Annotated in this window: 13 protein-coding genes; 9 read left to right on the top strand and 4 right to left on the bottom strand. The window is 58.4% G+C overall.

What is annotated here, in order from left to right:
* Positions 1–44: 44 nt before the first annotated feature.
* The 9 genes from B3Z17_RS11330 to B3Z17_RS11370 all read left to right on the top strand — a co-directional run bounded on the left by B3Z17_RS11330 (position 45) and on the right by B3Z17_RS11370 (position 12198).
* Entirely contained in the window at positions 45–1682 is a 1638-nt protein-coding gene (locus B3Z17_RS11330; protein ID WP_068303883.1) for an MFS transporter, read from the top strand.
* 27 nt (positions 1683–1709) lie between these two features.
* Positions 1710–5456 carry a nitrate reductase subunit alpha gene (locus tag B3Z17_RS11335; protein WP_286829887.1) on the top strand — a complete coding sequence of 1249 codons (3747 nt, stop codon included), beginning with the start codon at positions 1710–1712 and terminating at the stop codon, positions 5454–5456.
* Positions 5457–5467: 11 nt separating this feature from the next.
* Positions 5468–7021, top strand: coding sequence for a nitrate reductase subunit beta (gene narH, locus B3Z17_RS11340; protein ID WP_068303878.1), 1554 nt, complete (start codon positions 5468–5470; stop codon positions 7019–7021).
* Complete coding sequence (gene narJ / locus B3Z17_RS11345) at positions 7021–7704, top strand: nitrate reductase molybdenum cofactor assembly chaperone (protein WP_068303876.1); 684 nt, start codon at positions 7021–7023, stop codon at positions 7702–7704. Before narH ends, narJ begins: the two co-directional genes overlap by 1 nt.
* Before the next feature lie 12 nt (positions 7705–7716).
* Positions 7717–8400 (top strand): respiratory nitrate reductase subunit gamma, encoded by a 684-nt coding sequence (gene narI, locus B3Z17_RS11350; protein WP_068303874.1) that lies wholly within the window; start codon positions 7717–7719, stop codon positions 8398–8400.
* A 3-nt stretch (positions 8401–8403) separates the two neighbouring features.
* Positions 8404–8856 carry a hypothetical protein gene (locus tag B3Z17_RS11355; protein ID WP_286829888.1) on the top strand — a complete coding sequence of 151 codons (453 nt, stop codon included), beginning with the start codon at positions 8404–8406 and terminating at the stop codon, positions 8854–8856.
* A 52-nt stretch (positions 8857–8908) separates the two neighbouring features.
* Positions 8909–9565 (top strand): carbonic anhydrase, encoded by a 657-nt coding sequence (locus B3Z17_RS11360; RefSeq protein WP_068303869.1) that lies wholly within the window; start codon positions 8909–8911, stop codon positions 9563–9565.
* A gap of 126 nt (positions 9566–9691) precedes the next feature.
* Positions 9692–10912: an alginate export family protein gene (locus B3Z17_RS11365; RefSeq protein WP_068303867.1), complete on the top strand. Its 1221-nt coding sequence runs from the start codon at positions 9692–9694 to the stop codon at positions 10910–10912.
* 110 nt (positions 10913–11022) lie between these two features.
* Positions 11023–12198, top strand: a complete 1176-nt coding sequence (locus B3Z17_RS11370) for an NnrS family protein (protein WP_286829889.1) — start codon at positions 11023–11025, stop codon at positions 12196–12198.
* A gap of 23 nt (positions 12199–12221) precedes the next feature.
* Here the strand turns inward: B3Z17_RS11370 and ubiV are convergent, their stop codons facing one another.
* The 4 genes from ubiV to B3Z17_RS11390 all read right to left on the bottom strand — a co-directional run bounded on the left by ubiV (position 12222) and on the right by B3Z17_RS11390 (position 18149).
* A complete protein-coding gene (gene ubiV, locus B3Z17_RS11375) occupies positions 12222–13130 on the bottom strand; it encodes a ubiquinone anaerobic biosynthesis protein UbiV (protein WP_286829890.1) in 909 nt (302 codons plus the stop codon).
* Entirely contained in the window at positions 13127–14101 is a 975-nt protein-coding gene (gene ubiU, locus B3Z17_RS11380; RefSeq protein WP_286829891.1) for a ubiquinone anaerobic biosynthesis protein UbiU, read from the bottom strand. The genes ubiV and ubiU overlap by 4 nt, the downstream gene beginning before the upstream one ends.
* On the bottom strand, positions 14098–14631 hold the full coding sequence (gene ubiT, locus B3Z17_RS11385; RefSeq protein WP_068303857.1) for a ubiquinone anaerobic biosynthesis accessory factor UbiT: 534 nt from the start codon (positions 14629–14631) through the stop codon (positions 14098–14100). Before ubiT ends, ubiU begins: the two co-directional genes overlap by 4 nt.
* A gap of 263 nt (positions 14632–14894) precedes the next feature.
* Positions 14895–18149 (bottom strand): VPS10 domain-containing protein, encoded by a 3255-nt coding sequence (locus B3Z17_RS11390; RefSeq protein WP_286829892.1) that lies wholly within the window; start codon positions 18147–18149, stop codon positions 14895–14897.
* Between the last annotated feature and the right edge of the window lie 36 nt (positions 18150–18185).

Genomic DNA, 18185 nt, shown 5'->3' on the forward strand with positions numbered 1-18185 from the left:
ACTTACCCGAGGGGTCCGGAGAGGCCTCGTTTAGGAGAGTTCAAATGACTGAACAAGCAACCAAACTGGAAGAGAAGGGCCGCGATCTATACGGCTGGAACCCGGACGATGATGTCCAGTGGGCCGCTGCGGGCAAGAAGATCGCAACGCGCAACCTCTGGATTTCCATTCCATCCCTGCTGTGTGGCTTCGCCGTCTGGCTTTACTGGGGCATCATTACGGTTCAGATGCTGAACCTTGGTTTCCCGTTCGAGCAAAGCCAGCTCTTTACCCTGGCGGCCATCGCGGGCCTTTCCGGCGCGACGCTTCGGATCCCAAGCTCCTTCTTTATCCGCATCGCGGGTGGGCGCTATACGCTCTTTTTGACGACAGCGCTCCTGATGATTCCGGCGGCGGGTACAGGCTTCCTCTTGCAGGACCCGAACACGCCGCTGTGGCAGTTCCAGCTGATGGCGCTCCTCTCGGGCTTTGGTGGCGGTAACTTCGCGTCTTCCATGTCCAACATCAGCTTCTTCTATCCCAAGAAGATCCAGGGCTACGCCTTGGGCATGAATGCGGGCCTTGGCAACTTCGGCGTTACCACCATGCAGATTCTGGTGCCGCTGGTGATGACATTCGCCCTGTTCGGCGGTGACAGCATGACGCTCAAGAACACGTCCGGCACGCTGATCGGTAAAATTCCTGCGGGCACGGAAACCTACATCTTCAACGCTGGTTGGGTGTGGCTGCTGTTCTTGGTGCCGCTGGCGATTGCCGGTTGGTTCGGCCTCAACAACATCCGTGACGAACATGTATCCCCAGACGCGGGCGCGGCGCTGCCAGCCTTCGGTAAAATCCTGGGCATGCTGGGTATTGGCCTGCTGACAGCCACCTTCGGCCTGTGGCTGATGCTGCCAGCTGAAATTGGTGGGTCCGGCCTTAATGTCAATAAATGGATCGTTCTGCCGCTTGTGATCGCGCTCACTGTGTTCGCACTGAAGCTGATCCCCGGCAAAATCCAGACAAACCTCAAGCGCCAGTTCCAGATTTTCGACAACAAACACACCTGGGCCATGACCGTTATCTACACCATGACCTTCGGCAGCTTTATCGGCTATGCCGCGGCCATGGGCCTGGCGATCAAGGTGGTGTTCGGCTTCCAGCACCTGATGGTGGACGGTGTCATGACCCACAATACGGTGAATCCGAACGGCCCATCGGCCCTGATGTTCGCCTGGATGGGGCCCTTCATTGGCGCGCTGATCCGCCCCATCGGTGGCAGCTGGGCTGACAAGATGGGCGGCGCGAAAGTGACGCAGATCGTCAGTGTTGTGATGGTGGCCTGTGCACTGGGCGTGGCTTACTTCATGAAGGCAGCCTACGCGTCTGCAACACCTGAGGAATATTTCTATCCGTTCCTCGTGCTGTTCATCATCCTGTTCGCGGCTACCGGTATCGGTAACGGCTCCACTTTCCGCACCATCGCAGTGGTGTTCAACAAGGAACAGGCTGGCCCTGTGCTTGGCTGGACCTCTGCTGTCGCGGCATACGGCGCCTTCATCATCCCGAAAGTATTCGGCGAAGAAATCAAGGCCACCACACCTGAGTATGCACTCTATGGTTTCGCCATCTTCTACGGCGTCTGCATCCTCATCAACTGGTGGTTCTATCTGCGCCCAGGCGCATACGTGAAAAACCCATAAGTTAACAAGGGCATCCGGAGACAATCCATGAGCAACTTTATCGACAGGCTCTCATACTTCACCAAAACGCCCGAAAAATTCTCGGACGGGCACGGTATCACTACTGACGAAAGCCGGGACTGGGAAAAGGCCTACCGCGGCCGCTGGGCGCACGACAAGGTCGTGCGGTCCACCCACGGGGTGAACTGTACCGGCTCCTGCAGCTGGAAAATCTATGTGAAGAACGGTCTGGTGACCTGGGAAACCCAACAAACGGATTACCCAAAAACCCGGCCTGATCTTCCGAACCACGAACCTCGGGGCTGCGCCCGTGGTGCCAGCTACAGCTGGTATCTCTACAGCGCGGCACGGCTGAAGCACCCTATGGTGCGCGGCCGGCTCCTGGAGCTGTGGCGCAAGGCGAAAGCCAAGCATGGTGATCCTGTGGATGCCTGGCAATCGATTGTCTCCGACCCTAAGAAGACCCAGGAATACAAGCGCGTTCGCGGCCTTGGCGGTTTCGTGCGCGCAACCTGGGAAGAAGCCAATGAGCTGATTGCGGCGGCGAATGTGTTCACTGCCAAAGAACACGGCCCGGACCGTATTATCGGCTTCTCGCCGATCCCGGCTATGTCCATGGTGTCTTACGCAGCTGGCAGCCGTTATCTGTCGCTTATCGGCGGTGTTTGCATGTCCTTCTATGACTGGTACTGCGACCTGCCGCCTTCTTCGCCACAAACCTGGGGCGAACAGACAGACGTGCCGGAAAGCGCGGACTGGTACAATTCGGGCTATATCATTGCCTGGGGTTCCAACGTGCCACAAACCCGTACGCCGGATGCCCACTTCTTCACCGAAGTTCGCTACAAGGGCACCAAAACCGTTTCCGTGACGCCGGACTATTCCGAAGTTGCGAAGCTCACGGATATCTGGCTGAACCCACGCCAAGGGACAGACAGCGCCATGGCGATGGCCATGGGGCATGTGATCCTCAAGGAATTCCATGTGGCCGGTAAGTCGGAATATTTCGACGACTATTGCCGCATGTACACCGACATGCCGTTCCTCGTGCGCATGGAGGAGAAGGATGGCCGTCTTGTGCCAAGCCGTCTCCTCCGTGCATCCGATTTCGAGGGCGCCCTGGGCGAAAGCGAGAATGCTGACTGGAAAGCTGCCATCCTGGACGGCAACACCGGCAATGTGGTTGTGCCAAACGGCACCATCGGTTCGCGCTGGGACAAATCCAAGAAATGGAACCTGGAGCTGAAGAATGTTGCCGACGGCAGCGATGTCTGGCCGAAGGTGACCCTTGTGGGCCGCGAAGACGAAGTCTCCGCCGTTGCTTTCCCATATTTCGGCAACCTGGAGAACGATCAGCCGATCTTCCAGCATACCGACCACGAAAGCATACTTGAGCGCAATGTGCCGCTGAAGACCGTTGAAACCAAGGACGGCCCCATCAAGGTTGCGACTGTCTACGACCTGATGGTTGCCAACTATGGTGTCGATCGTGGCCTGGGCGGTGACAATGTTGCCGCGTCTTATGACGATGACATTCCTTACACCCCGGCCTGGCAGGAAAAAATCACTGGCGTGGACCGCGAGCGTGTGATCCAGGTGGCGCGCGAGTTTGCGACCAACGCCGACCAGACGCGCGGTCGTTCGATGGTGATTCTGGGGGCCGCCGTGAACCACTGGTATCATATGGATATGATCTACCGGGGTATCATGAACCTCCTGATCATGTGTGGCTGTGTGGGCAAATCCGGCGGTGGCTGGGCCCACTATGTAGGGCAGGAAAAGCTGCGTCCGCAAACCGGCTGGCAGCCGCTGGCGTTCGGTCTGGACTGGGCACGCCCACCCCGGCACATGAACTCCACCAGCTTCTTCTATAACCACTCCAACCAGTGGCGATATGAGAAGCTCGGCGTTGATGAGATCCTCTCCCCGCTCGCCGACAAGAAGAAGTGGGAAGACCACAGTCTCATTGACTGTAACGTCCGGTCTGAGCGCATGGGCTGGTTGCCGTCGGCGCCGCAGCTGGGTGCAAACCCGCTGAAGGTTGCCAAGGCTGCTGAAGAAGCTGGCATGAAGTCAGCCGACTATGTTGTCGACCAGCTGAAGTCCGGCAAGCTCGAATTCGCGTGCGAAGACCCGGACAATCCGAAAAACTTCCCGCGCAACATGTTCATCTGGCGTTCGAACATCCTTGGGTCTTCGGGCAAGGGCCACGAATATATGCTGAAGCACCTTCTGGGTACCCAGCATGGCCTCTTGGGCAAGGACCTGGGTGAGCTGGGCGGCAAGAAGCCAAGCGAGGTTGTCTGGCACGAAGAAGCGCCAGAGGGCAAACTGGACTTGGTGGTCACGCTTGATTTCCGCATGTCCACCACATGTGTCTATTCTGATGTCGTGCTGCCTTCTGCCACCTGGTATGAAAAGAACGACCTCAATACATCAGACATGCACCCCTTCATCCACCCGCTGACCCGTGCCGTTGATCCGGCCTGGGAAAGCCGGTCTGACTGGGACATCTACCGCGGTCTGGCCGAGAAATTCTCGGAGATCTGCGTTGGCCACCTGGGTGTGGAGAAGGACATCGTTACCTTGCCGATCCTGCATGACACCCCGGGCGAGCTGGCGCAGCCGCTGGGCGTGACAGACTGGAAGAAGGGCGAATGCGACCCAATTCCGGGCAAGACCATGCCTGCGATCGTCGAAGTGGAGCGGGATTACCCGAACACCTACAAGCGTTTCACGGCCCTTGGTCCGCTGATGGCGAATGTTGGCAATGGCGGTAAGGGTATCAATTGGAAAACCGAAGAGGAGGTCGAGCTTCTTGGCCGTCTGAACGGTGTCCATGACGAACCCGGTGCCAATGAAGGCATGCCGAAGATTGTGTCCGACGTGGACGCAACTGAAGTGGTGCTCTCCCTCGCGCCAGAGACCAACGGCCATGTGGCTGTGAAGTCCTGGGCTGCGCTCGGCGAGATCACAGGGCGCGAACACACGCACCTGGCCAAGCCGAAGGAAGAGGAAAAAATCCGCTTCCACGACATCAAGCAGCAGCCGCGCAAGATCATCTCGTCGCCAACATGGTCGGGCCTTGAGGACGAGCATGTCAGCTATAACGCCGGCTACACCAACGTGCATGAGCTGATCCCATGGCGCACGCTCACCGGTCGCCAGCAGTTCTACCAGGATCACGAATGGATGCGTGATTTTGGCGAGGGCTTCTGTGTCTACAAACCTCCGGTCAACACCAAAACGGTTGAGCCGGTGAAGGACAAGTTCGCCCGCGGCCACAAGCAGGTGGCGCTGAACTGGATCACCCCGCACCAGAAATGGGGCATCCACTCCACCTACAGCGACAACCTGCTGATGTTGACGCTGAACCGGGGCGGGCCAGTGGTCTGGTTGTCGGAAATCGACGCGAAGAAGATCGATGTCGAGGATAACGACTGGATCGAGCTCTATAACACCAACGGCGCCATCATGGCGCGGGCGGTCGTATCCCAGCGTGTGCCGGAAGGCATGACCATGATGTACCACGCCCAGGAGAAGATGATTAACACACCTGTCTCCAACACCACGGGCGGTCGGGGCGGCATCCACAACTCGGTAACCCGGGCGGTGGTCAAGCCAACCCACATGATCGGCGGCTACGCGCAGCTGGCTTACGGGTTCAACTATTACGGCACAGTCGGCTCCAACCGCGACGAATTCGTGGTGGTGCGCCGTGTCGACAACATTGACTGGGGCATGGAAGAAGCTTCCTCCCAGGCCGCCGAGTAGGAGATAAGCTCATGAAAATACGTGCACAAATCGGCATGGTCCTCAATCTGGACAAATGCATTGGCTGCCACACCTGCTCGGTCACCTGTAAGAACGTGTGGACCAGCCGGGAAGGTGTGGAATATGCCTGGTTCAACAATGTTGAGACCAAGCCGGGCGTGGGCTACCCCCGTGAATGGGAAAACCAGGACCGCTGGAACGGCGGCTGGGAAAGGAAGACCAACGGCAAGATCCAGCCGAAGATCGGTGGCAAGTTCCGGGTGCTGGCGAACATTTTCGCCAACCCCGACCTGCCGGAGATCGACGACTATTACGAGCCGTTCACCTTCGACTATGCCCACCTGCAGAATGCGCCGGAATCCAAAACCGTGCCAACGGCGCGGGCGCATTCCGTGATCACCGGCCAGACGATGGAAAAGCCAGAATGGGGCCCCAACTGGGAAGAAATCCTGGGTGGCGAGTTCGAGAAGCGGTCGAAGGACTATAACTTCAAGGACGTCGAGAAGGACATTTACGGCCAGTTCGAAAATACCTTCATGATGTATCTGCCGCGGCTGTGCGAACACTGCCTGAACCCCACGTGCGCTGCATCCTGCCCATCAGGCGCGATCTACAAGCGTGAGGAAGACGGCATCGTTCTGATCGACCAGGACAAATGCCGTGGCTGGCGCATGTGCGTGTCTGGCTGCCCTTACAAGAAGATCTACTTCAACTGGCAGTCCGGCAAATCGGAAAAATGCACCTTCTGCTTCCCGCGCATCGAGAACGGCGAGCCGACTGTGTGTTCCGAAACCTGCGTGGGCCGTATCCGCTATCTGGGTGTGTTGCTCTATGATGCGGACCGGATTGAAGAAGCGGCCTCCACGCCGGATGAGGAGGACCTCTATGAGGCTCAGACCGACATCTTCCTGGACCCGCACGACCCGGCTGTGATCGAACAGGCGCGCAAGGACGGTATCCCGGACAGCTGGCTCGAGGCTGCCAAGAACTCGCCTGTCTATAAAATGGCGATGGACTGGAAAGTGGCCTTCCCGCTGCACCCTGAATACCGCACGCTGCCAATGGTCTGGTACATCCCACCACTGTCACCGATCCAAAGCGCGTATGCGGAAGGCAAGATTGCCGGCGACGACATCATGCCTGACGTGAAAAGCCTGCGGATTCCGGTGAAATACCTGGCCAATATGCTGACAGGCGGCAAGGAAGAACCGGTTGTCCATGCGCTTGAGCGCATGATGGCCATGCGCAGCTACATGCGCAGTAAAACCGTGGGCGGCGAAGGCAATGTGGACGTGCTGGACCGCGTGGGTCTGGACGAACGCACCGTGGCCGACATGTACAAGATCATGGCGCTGGCGGACTATGACGACCGCTTCGTTATCCCGACCAACCACCGTGAATATGCGGGCAAAACGCCGTTCGATAACGAGATCGCGTTTGAAAGCCGGTCGGCTTGTGGCTTCAGCTTCGGCAACGGCTGCAGTGGCGGCAGTGCCCGCTCTGGCGGCATGTTTGGCGGCAAAACCCACAAAAACACCATGTCCGGCAACGTAAGGAGAGGCTGATGCGTACCTTCAAGATCATGGGCATGCTGCTTGCCTATCCAACAGAAGACCTGCAGCAACATATGGATGAGCTGAAGGCCGTTATCACGGAAGAGAAGCTCATCCCGCAGAAAATCATGAAGCCGCTTCTTGGCTTCATGGACGATCTGGCGCGTCGGAACCTGATGCGTGTGCAGGAAGACTATGTGGCCAACTTTGACCGGTCGCGCGCACATTCGCTTTACCTGTTTGAGCATGTGCACGGCGAAAGCCGTGACCGCGGCCAGGCCATGGTGGACCTGCTGGACCTTTATAAAAGCCATGGGTTCGAGCTCGCGGCCCGCGAGCTGCCGGATTACCTGCCGCTGTTCCTTGAGTTCCTGGCGATCCTGCCGTTTGAGCAGGCCAAGGAGCTTCTGGGTGAAACCGTCCATATCCTGGGGGCCGTGGGTGCCAAGCTGAAGGCCAAGAAACTGGGCTACCAGCATGTGTACCGCGCGCTGGAGGCACTCTCGGACGCCAAGGCTGACGAAAAGTTCGTCGAGCAGGCGCTCCTGGACGCCGAACAGGAAGACACGAGCCTGGAGGCGCTTGACAAGGAGTGGGAGGAAACTCCCGCCTTCGACGGCGACGCATCCTGCGCAGTGTGTCCATCCGCAACCCGCCATCAGGGCACGGCAGGCGCCGCGCCCACCGTTCAGTGATAGGAGGCAAGAATGTCAGCTTATCTCAATGACTTCTTCTTCGGGATTTACCCCTACCTTGCCATCGTCATCATGGTGATGGGCTCGATCCTTCGCTACGACCAGGACCCATACAGCTGGAAAGCGGGTTCAAGCCAGCTTCTGCGCTCGAAGGGCATGCGGGCGGGCAGCAACATGTTCCATGTGGGCATCATTCTGCTGTTCTTCGGCCACCTTGTCGGGCTGTTGACGCCGGAAAGCGTGTATCACCTGGTGATGACGGCTGCGGCCAAGCAGAAAATGGCAATGATCGCCGGTGGCATCTTCGGCACCATCTGCTTTATCGGCATGACCATCCTTCTGGTGCGGCGTCTGACAGACCCGCGTATCCGGGCCACCAGCAAACCGGCGGATATCATGATCCTTCTGGTGCTGTATGTGCAGCTGATCCTGGGCCTTGCCACCATTCCGGCCTCTGCCCAGCATCCGGACGGCAGCTCCATGATTGCGCTGGCCAACTGGGCCCAGCATATCGTGACCTTCCGCGGCGGAGCTGCAGACTTCGTGCTGCATGAACCACTGGTGTTCAAGCTGCACATCGTTCTTGGGCTCACGATCTTCGTGCTGTTCCCCTTCACCCGGCTCGTGCATGTGCTGTCCGCGCCGATCAAATATATCTTCCGGTCTGGCTATCAGATCGTACGCAAGAGGGCCTGAACCATGCCTATCTTTGTGAACAAGACCGAAATCTCGGACGACGATGTGTTCAAGGAAATGCAGTTCCACCCTGCGCCAAACAGGGAGGCCGCCCGTGACGAGGCGGCCAAGGCCCTCCTTGTTCGTGAACTGTTGCGCCAGGAAGCCATTGAAAAAGGCTTCCTGGAGGAAGATGCGACCGAAGAGGCCTTCGATGCCGGGATCATGAAGCTGATCCAGGCCGAAGTAACGGCGCCAGAAGCCACGCCTGAGGTGTGCCGCCATTATTACGACCAGAATATTGAGCGGTTCAGCGCGGGCGAGGGCGCCAAGATGCCTCTGCCCTTCGGCGAGGTTGAGGCCCGTATCCGCGACTATCTTCACACCAGGAGCATTCGCCATGGAATTCAGTCTTACATATTGGACCTCGCTGGAAGGGCAAAGATTGCGGGGTTTGATCTCGCGGCTGCGCTCTAGGCTTTCAGCATTCAGGCTTCACACCGCATAGCGGGAATACACAGGTGCATTGATGGACTCCTACGAAGAACTGCTCGAAGGCTATAAAATCTTCCGCGCCGAATATTTGGAAAAGAAATACGAGGCCTACCGCACGTGGGCCTCGAAAGGGCAGGCGCCCAAGGTTCTGATCATCGGCTGCAGCGACAGTCGGGTGAATCCCGCCATTCTGACCCACGCCGGCCTTGGCGAGATTTTCGTGGTCAATAATGTGGCCAATATCGTACCGCCATATGAAAAAGGCGAAAGCCACCACAAGTCCCTGGGTGCTGCTATTCAGTATGCGGTCAACCACATCAAGGTCGAACATATCATCGTGATGGGGCATTCGGGCTGTGGCGGCATCGCCGCCCTGATGGCCGAAAAACCGGAAGACCGGTTCGACACAGGTGAAGATGACTATATCGCAGATTGGGTAGGCATTCTGGCGCCCGCACGAGAGGCGGTCCTGGAAAATTGTGATCCGGAAGGCGACCATGAAGAATGCCTGCGGCTTGCGGAAATGGAGGGGGCGCTTGTCTCCATCCAGAACCTCGCCGGATACCCCTGGGTGCGCCAGGCGGTTCAGGACAAAACCCTCACGCTTCACGCCTGGTATTTCCATGTGGACAGTGGCGAGCTCCTCTCGTACCGACCGGAAGAAGGCCGCTTTCGCCGACTGTGTCGCTAGCGCAACACCAGGGTGCGACATATTGTCAAATTCTCCAATTTTTTCATCTACTTGATCTGGATCAGGTAATGACATCACTGATGCAGCTAAAACACACTCATTGAAGGGTTTTTAAGGAGTCGAACCATGAAAAAGAGCCCCCTATTGATTGCTGTTAGCTCATTTGCAATTGCTGCATCCGGCGCCGCAGCCGCCGAAGACACCGGTAACTTCCTGCAGGATGGCGACGCGGGGCTCGATCTCCGCTACAGGCTTGAACTTGTGGATCAGGACGGTTTTTCCAAGAAGGCCACAGCATCGACGCTGCTGACCAAAATCTGGTACCGCACAGGTGATCTGCATGGTTTCAGTGCTTATATTGAAGGCACCAATACCACGCACGTTGGGCAGGACACTTTCAACGATACTGTAAACGGCAATATCACCCGCCCGGTGGTGGCTGACCCGGACACCACAGAGCTGAACCAAGCCTATATTCAATATAAAAACGAATATGTGACCCTCAAGGGTGGCCGCCAGGGCATCAACCTTGGCAACCAGCGTTTTGTCGGCACCGTGGGCTTCCGCCAGAATGACCAGACATACGATGCGGTGGCCGCAATCGCGACCCCAGCGAAGGACCTGACGGCCGTTTATGGCTATGTCTGGAATGTGAACCGCATTTTTGGTGAGGATCACCCACTTGGTGACCTGGACACCAACACCCATGTGTTCAACCTGGGCTACAAAGGCTTCGAATTCGCCAACATCACGGCATACGCTTACCTGATCGACCTGAATGACGCGCCAGTTTTGGGGCTGTCCTCAAGCACATTCGGTGTGCGCCTTGACGGCAAGCAGACAGTGTCTGACGGCCTTAAGGTCGGGTATGAGCTCGAGTATGCGTCGCAGTCTGACTATAAAGACAATCCGAATGATTTTTCGGCTGATTATTGGCGCGGCAGCCTGTCTGCGACTGCGGGCAGCGTGACAGGCCAGGTGGGCTACGAGCTGCTGGGCAGCGACAATGGCGTGGCGTTCCAGACCCCGCTTGCCACGCTCCATGCCTTTAATGGCTGGGCCGATAAGTTCCTGGGCACACCTGCGAACGGCCTTGAGGACGTGTTTGTGTCTGTGGCCTATAAGGTGCCGGGTGATGGCGCCTTCGGAGGCACGCTTTTCAAGGCGGTGTATCACGACTTTTCAAGCGATACCGGCGGGATTTCCTACGGCAGTGAAATTGACTTCCTTGTATCCAAGAAGATCAACAAATATCTGACGGCCAGCGTGAAAGCGGCTTTCTATAACGCAGATTCCTTCTCGGCTGACACCGACAAGATCTGGTTCACGCTGCAGGCGAAATTCTAAGCCTGCAACTGCCGGCTCGGAAAATCAAAGTGCCGGGTGCGACAATAAGCGCCCGGCATTTTTTATAACTTTACGCTATGATATTGCAAATCAGTTGCAGGAGTTTATCCATGTCCGCAAAACGGTATCAAGGCCCCGCCTTTCTCAGTTTCGGTTTTCGTCCCTTCTTTCTGTTGGGCGGATTGGCCGCAGCCTTCCTGGTGCCCGCCTGGCTTTACCTTTTCACCCACGGGGGTGACCTGCCGGGCGGGATGGACCCAATGCGCTGGCATATCCATGAAATGCTGTTCGGCTATCTGGCGGCGGTGATCACTGGCTTTCTGCTGACGGCCATCCCCAACTGGACAGGGCGGCTGCCCATTTCCGGCATGCCGCTTCTGATGCTCACACTGGCGTGGATGCTGGGGCGGCTGGCCGTGCTGGTGCCGGTACAGCCGGTAACAGCCGCCACGGTGGACAGCGTTTTCCTGCTCGCGGTGGCCGCGATTGTCAGCCGCGAGGTGATCGCGGGCAAGAACTGGCGCAACGCTCCGGTTTGCCTGATCATCAGCCTGCTGGCGGCCAGCAACATTGCCTTCCATATTGAAACGCTTGGGCTGTTTTCCGGCGACTATGCCGTGCGGGCCGCCCTTGCGCTGATTGTGCTTCTGAATGCGCTGATTGGTGGCCGCATTGTGCCCAGCTTCACGACAAACTGGCTGATCAAGTCGGGCAAGGCCACGCGTCCCATTCCATTTGGCCAGTTTGACAAGATTCTCCTGCTGGCCACCGCCGCGGCGCTTGCCTTGTGGGTTGTAGGGCCGCAAAGCATGGTGGCGGGTGGCCTTCTTGTGCTGGTGGGCGCTGGCCATCTGGTGCGGCTTGCGCGCTGGAAGGGCTGGGCCACGATCACTAGCGCCATTGTGCTGGTGCTCCATGCAGCCTACCTGTGGATACCGATCGGGCTGGCGCTTCTCGGGCTGGACGTGCTTCTGCCGAATGCCGGCATCACCCCCAGCGCTGGTATTCACGCCCTGACAGCGGGCCTGATGGGGCTGATGCCGCTTGCTGTCATGTCCCGCGCCACGCTGGGGCACACAGGCCGCGACCTTGCGGCGGGGGGCTTCGGCGCAGCCATGTATCTGGCCATCTTTCTTTCAGCGGCCCTGCGGGTGTCTGCACCCCTGGCGCCCGATGCCTATAGCATGCTGCTGTCGGTCTCCGGCCTTTTGTGGGCCGCGGGTTTCCTGATGTTCGTGCTGCGGTATGGCATGATGTTGGTCAGGCCGCGGAAGCAGGCGGCCTGATTTCCCTTGCAGGGCGGGGCGGGCTAAGCCACGAAACTGAGGCCCGCTTCGCCGTGGAAGAAACCGTTCGAAAGCGGCACGTCCGGCAGTAGGTGTTGAAGCTTTTGGGCGGCCTCTTGCCCGCTTGTTTTGCCCCCTGCGCAGTCACGGAACAGGGCAGCTACCTGCACCATATCGGTGGTATGGGGTGTCAGCCGGAAATTTTTGATGCCCATTGCCTTCAGGGGCTCAAGCTCGTGCGTCAGGCACAGGTAGGCGTGCGACAGGGTCTGCAGGCCGTTTATGGCCAGGAACGGTTGGTCGTCCAGCGTTTCAACCGCCAGGCCGTCGGGGTCTTTGTCGCAGACATATTGGCAGCCGCTTTTGGCCAGGCCATGATGCCGGGCGTGGAAACAGCGGGCCGAAATCGCCAGTGGCGCGCGGCCAAACACCTGCACCTCCAGCTCAGCTTCGGCCGCTTTGGCCAGGGCCTCTAGGCTGGCTTTCGGCAGTTCCGGGTTCAGTGAAATCCGCTTGGCGCCTTCCTTTTCAAAATATTTGAGCGTGCCCTCGTTATAGACATTGACCGAAGGCCCCAGCGCGTGCGGCGTGCCCGCCAGCGCTGCGCAGGCAGACAGGTCGTTGGCCTCGATCATGTTGGTGCCAGCGAAGGCCATGATGTCATCCAGGGCGGCCTGATCTTTCGTGTCCATCACCAGTTGCAGACTTGAAAGGATCACCCGCTTGCCGCCGCGCTCCAGCCGGTCGATGATATCGCCATAGTGCGGCAGGTGAAACGGGCGGCGCTTGGCACACACGGCTTCTCCGAAATAGACGACATCCAGGTCTGCTTCGTCGGCGACGCGGAAATAGAAGTCGCGCATGTCGTCGGCTGTCCAGTTGAACAGCAGGGGGCCCATTGACAAGGTTGGGGCGGTTGTTGTGTGTGTCATAGCCATTTCTTCCCATATGCGCCTGTGGTGTTGCGGTTACCTTCCGTCAGGTGGCTGACGCCAGCCGCTGTGCCGGGCGTGCCGTCAATCGCGGCCCGGAAGGCAGTAACCACATCGCGCACGTATGCCTTGCTGCGTTGTCGGCCTTCAATCTTCAATGCGGTCACGCCCGCGGCCTGGAGGTCCGGCAGGATCGGGGTGATATCAAGGCTCGTCGGTTCCTCGAACAGGTAGCGCGCGTTATCGCCGGTCTTGAAGCGGCCCTTGCACAAGGTGGGGTAACCGGCGTTTTCATCATCCGCGAAGCGGTTGATGGTGAAGCCGCCCAGCTTGCTTGTCAGCCCTTCTTCTGTTCGCTCATAGGCCACATGGCTGGCTGGCGAGCAGACACCGTTCTGGTTCGGTGATTTGCCGGTGATATAGGACGAAAGCGTGCAGCGGCCCTCGGCCATCGGGCACATGCCGCCAAAGGCAAACACTTCCGTCTCCACATTGATGTCCGCGTTCAGTCGTCCGATCTCAGGCACGGTCAGGACACGCGGCAGCACCACGCGTTTGATGTCGAACCGGTCCTGGTAATAATTGATCGCAGAGGGGTTGGATGCCGACGCCTGCACCGACAGATGCAGCCTGAGGTCTGGGAAGTTGGCGCAGGCATAGTCCAGGAGGCCGATGTCCGCCAGGATCAGCGCGTCCACCCCAAGCTCGGACGCGGACCGGATCGCGGCATGCCACGGCGCCGGGTCGCCCGCGCGGGCATAGGTGTTCACCGCCAGGAATACCTGCGACCCACGCGCGTGGGCATAGGCAAGGGCCTCTCCAAGTTCATCGCGCGAGAAATTCAGCCCCGGGAAATTGCGGGCGTTGGTTTCATCCCGGAAGCCCATATAGACCGCGTCGGCCCCCGCATCCACGGCTACCCGAAGCGCGGCGGGTGTGCCGGCGGGGCATATCAGTTCAAGTTTTGTCATGAGGGGTGTCCGGATTGCCAGTTTTGGTCTCTATGGTGGGGCCCTTCGAGTGCCCTTTTTGCGTGCGATAGGGCAGTGCCAAGGGGGCCTGCCGCCGCCAGAATTTCGCGCTGCAGGCTGAAATCCGCGCTGTCCAGCGCGTTCCTCAGGGTCAGCAGGGCTTCTGTGTCGCCGCTGATCGTCAGGTCACGGGTGAAGAAAAGGGCATCACCGTCCATCTCCCCCTCAATCAGCGCAACAAGCAGGGGCAGAGCCCCTTCAATGCCAACATCGCTGGGGGTGGCCTGTCGAACGATTTTCACCGCCACTGCATGGTGGTGCACCGATAGCAGAAGGGTCACCCCAAGGTCGGTGATCTTGATCAAGAATTTCTTGCCTGCTATCGGCCGCAGGCGGTCGAGAATAGCCCCATGCCTGCGTGACATGCGCTTGGCCAGCACAGACAAGGCCAGGTTGGCTGGGGCGAGAGGCAGGAGACGGATCGATCTTGCAGCAATCGGTGCTGCCTTCCGGTAGAGATCTATATGCATGTCTGATTCCACTGTTGTGTTGCATGCACATTAGAGGGCTGAGCCACGAGGGACTTGATGCAAATCAAACTGACCTGAATTGAACCGATTTGGGCAGGCACGAAACGCGGAAGGGCTCGGGCATTTGTCCGTGCCCAAAATCTTGGCCAGCATTTGATGGGGGCAGGAGAGGCACATTACCAGGCCTCTTCAGAGGAGAACCACCGGGCGCACCCGGTGGTTCCTGTTTCCTTGAGCGGTTGCTCCGCTTTGCGGCCTGCGCTTTAGTCGAGCGGCGGAAGCATATCCGCACCGCGAACCCACGGTGCACCAGCGTCCAGCATGGCCTTCTCAAATGCCGGGATTGTGGTCTCGGTCAGCGCGATAAGGCGCTCGCGGACACCCGCGAAAGCATCCAGGGCGTAGCCGAGCTGTTCATGGCTTTGAGGCGTTGGGCCATAATAGCTGCCTGCGCTTCCTTTGGCGAAAGACACCCGGCTGCTGATTGTCGCCGGTTCCGCACCCTTCTGGTCATCGGCCTTCTTGCCGTTGATGGCTTCATCAAGGCTGAAGAGCTCAGCACGGATCGCGGCAAACTGCGCCTCAAGCGCGGCCCTGTCGGCTGTGCGGTCAAGCGCTGTGCGGTAGCCTTCAAGTTGCTTCTGCAGGTCGGCAATTGTCAGGCTCGCAGCGTCAATCGCCGCGTCAATCCGCACTATTTTCTCCTGGAAGGCTTGCACCTCGGCTGGCGTGGACTTTTCAAGGGTTGGCTCGATATAGTCGACCACTTCGAAGGAGACCGGCGACGTCAGCTCGCGGATCACACCGCCCTGGCGGACATTGAGCGTGGCCGTATAAGTGCCCGGCAGCGCCCGTACCCCACGGGCAGGCCCCATCCAGGATGGGCGCGGCTCGTTGGTGATGGCTTCCTTGAGCGCGTGGTGGAAGTCCCAGGTTACGCGTTGGATGCCTTTCTTGTTAGCGGCTGGCACGTGGCGAACCATGGCGCCAGCAGCATCCTTGACGGTCACGAAGACTGCAGGCTCGTCCTCGCGCAGTTCCGCCTCCAGCACGTCCCAAGCCGGGTAGACAACATCCTTGCCATCCTTCGCCAGCTTCTTGTCTGCCTCGACGCGTTTGTCTTTGGCGGTCTTGAAGCTGTCCTTCAGATAGTAGGTGAAGGTTGCACCATAAGGCGGGTTTTCGGCCACCCACTGGTCGTCACCCTGGCTGTCGCTGTGCAGTTCGTCTTCGAGGTACATCAGGTTCTGGGCTTTGGCGAAAAGAAGGGCTTCCTCTTCCAGCGTGTCGGCGTTCAGGCTGCGGAGCGGTGAATAGTCATCCAGGATGAAGATGCCGCGACCGAAGCTGCCAGCCACCAGGTCATTTTCCCGTCGCTGGATGCGGACATCGCGGAAGGAAATGGTAGGAACGCCGCCTGTCAGCTCAACCCAGTTTTCGCCGCCCGTGACGGTGAAATACAGGCCGAACTCGGTACCAAGGAACATCAGGTCCTTGTTCACATGATCCTGGGTGATACGCCACACAAGAGTTTTCTCTGGCAGCCCACCAGTGATCATCTTCCAGGATTTGCCACGGTTGGTGCTCTTGATCAGATACGGCTTATAGTCGCCTTCCTTGTGGTTATCGAGGGCAGCATACACCGTGTCGGCATCGAAGCGATCAGCCCGGATGTCATTGACATAGGCATTGTCTGGCACGCCCTTGATCTTGCCGATCTCATAGCGGGTCCAGGTCTCGCCGCCGTCAGACGTCACCTGAATAAGGCCATCGTCGGTGCCGACATACAGGATATTCTCGTCGATCGGGCTTTCCGCCACGTTCGCGATTGTGTGGAAATCGGACATGGCATATAGGTCCCAGCCTGCTTCAGGCCCCCAGGTGCGGCCCATCATCGGCATACGCAAGCGGTTGCCGTTACGGGTCAGGTCTGGGGAAATGGCTGTCCAGGTGTCGCCCCGGTCGTCAGACCGCCACAGGCGCTGTGAGGCGTGATAAAGCCGCTTTGGATCATGGTGGGAAACATTGATCGGCGCGTCCCAGTTGAAGCGTTCAGCGGGTTCGCCGGGCTTCGGCTGAGGCTGGATAAAGACTGTCTCGCGCAGCTTGCGGTCATATCGGTTCAGGCTGCCCTTCTGCCACTGGGCATAGACAATATCCGGGTTGCCAGGCTCTGTTGCCGGCTGGTGGCCGTCCGCACCCAGAATGATATACCAATCGGAATTTTTGATGCCGTCCGCGCGCTTGGTGCGGCTGGGCCCACCCTGCGTGGAGTTGTCCTGCGTGCCGCCATAAACGTTGTAGAATGGGAAATCGTCGTCAGCCGCGATCTTGTAGAATTGCGTGACCGGAATGCTCTGGTTGAAGCGCCAGGTTTTCATGTCGTCGCGGCTTTCATAAAGGCCGCCGTCAGAGCCAACCAGAATGAAGTCCGGGTCATCAGGGTGGAACGCGAACGCGTGGTCATCCACATGGCGGTTCTTCAGATTCATGGTTTCCCATGTTTTGCCGCCATCCTTGGTAACCTTGCTGGCATTATTTGAAAAATAGACCATGTCGAACGTATGTGGGTCTGTGAAGATCTCCTGGTAATAGTGATTGCCGGTACCCCCCGCCGCTACATCGGACATCTTCACCCAGCTTGCGCCCCGGTCGGAGGAGCGCCAGAAACCACCTTTGCGCTCATCAAGTTCGATCGAGGCATAGACGACATCAGGATTGATGGGGGAAACAGCAATGCTGGATTTACCCATGGATCCCTTCGGCAGGCCTTCGGTCATCTGACGCCAGGTTTCCCCGCCGTCATCAGACGTATAGAGACCGGAACCCGGGCCGGAATCGATGAGATTAGCGATCGTCCGTTGGCGCTGCCATTTGGCGGCATAAAGCTTGTTCGGGTTCCTTGGGTCGATCGCGACGGAGCCTACGCCCGTCCATTCGTCGCCTTCCAGAACGTTGCGCCAGGTCTGGCCGCCGTCGGTGGTCTTGAAGAGGCCGCGTTCACCGCCGCCCGACCAAAGCGGGCCCTGGGCGGATACCCAGACGGTATTGGAATCGGTTGGATGAACAATGATGTCGCCGATGTGCTCAGACTTTTTCAGCCCCATGTTTTTCCAGGTCTTGCCACCGTCCAGGGACTTGTAGACACCGTCACCAAAGGCGATATGACGACCGCCGTTGTTTTCACCCGTGCCCACCCAGATGATATTCGGGTTGCTTGGGTCGATGGTAACGTCACCAATGGAATAGACCGCCTCATCGTCGAAAATCGGCGACCAGGTCGTGCCCGCATTTTCTGTTTTCCAAACACCGCCGGAGCCAATGCCGACATACCAGGTAGCTGGATCGGTCTGATCGACTGCAATGTCAGCAACCCGCCCCGACATATAAGCCGGACCAATGTTTCTGACCTTGAGGCCATCAAACGTTTTCGCCGACATCAATTTTTCATCGTCCGCACTCAGTGCCGGCGTTGTGGCCAGCATAATGGCAAGTGCTATATTCACACCGAGCTTCATAGGTGTCCCTCCTTTTTCCTCAGTTTTCCACGTCAG

Origin of the sequence: Kordiimonas sp. UBA4487 (assembly GCF_002389025.1) — a bacterium.
Classification (GTDB): domain Bacteria; phylum Pseudomonadota; class Alphaproteobacteria; order Sphingomonadales; family Kordiimonadaceae; genus Kordiimonas; species Kordiimonas lacus.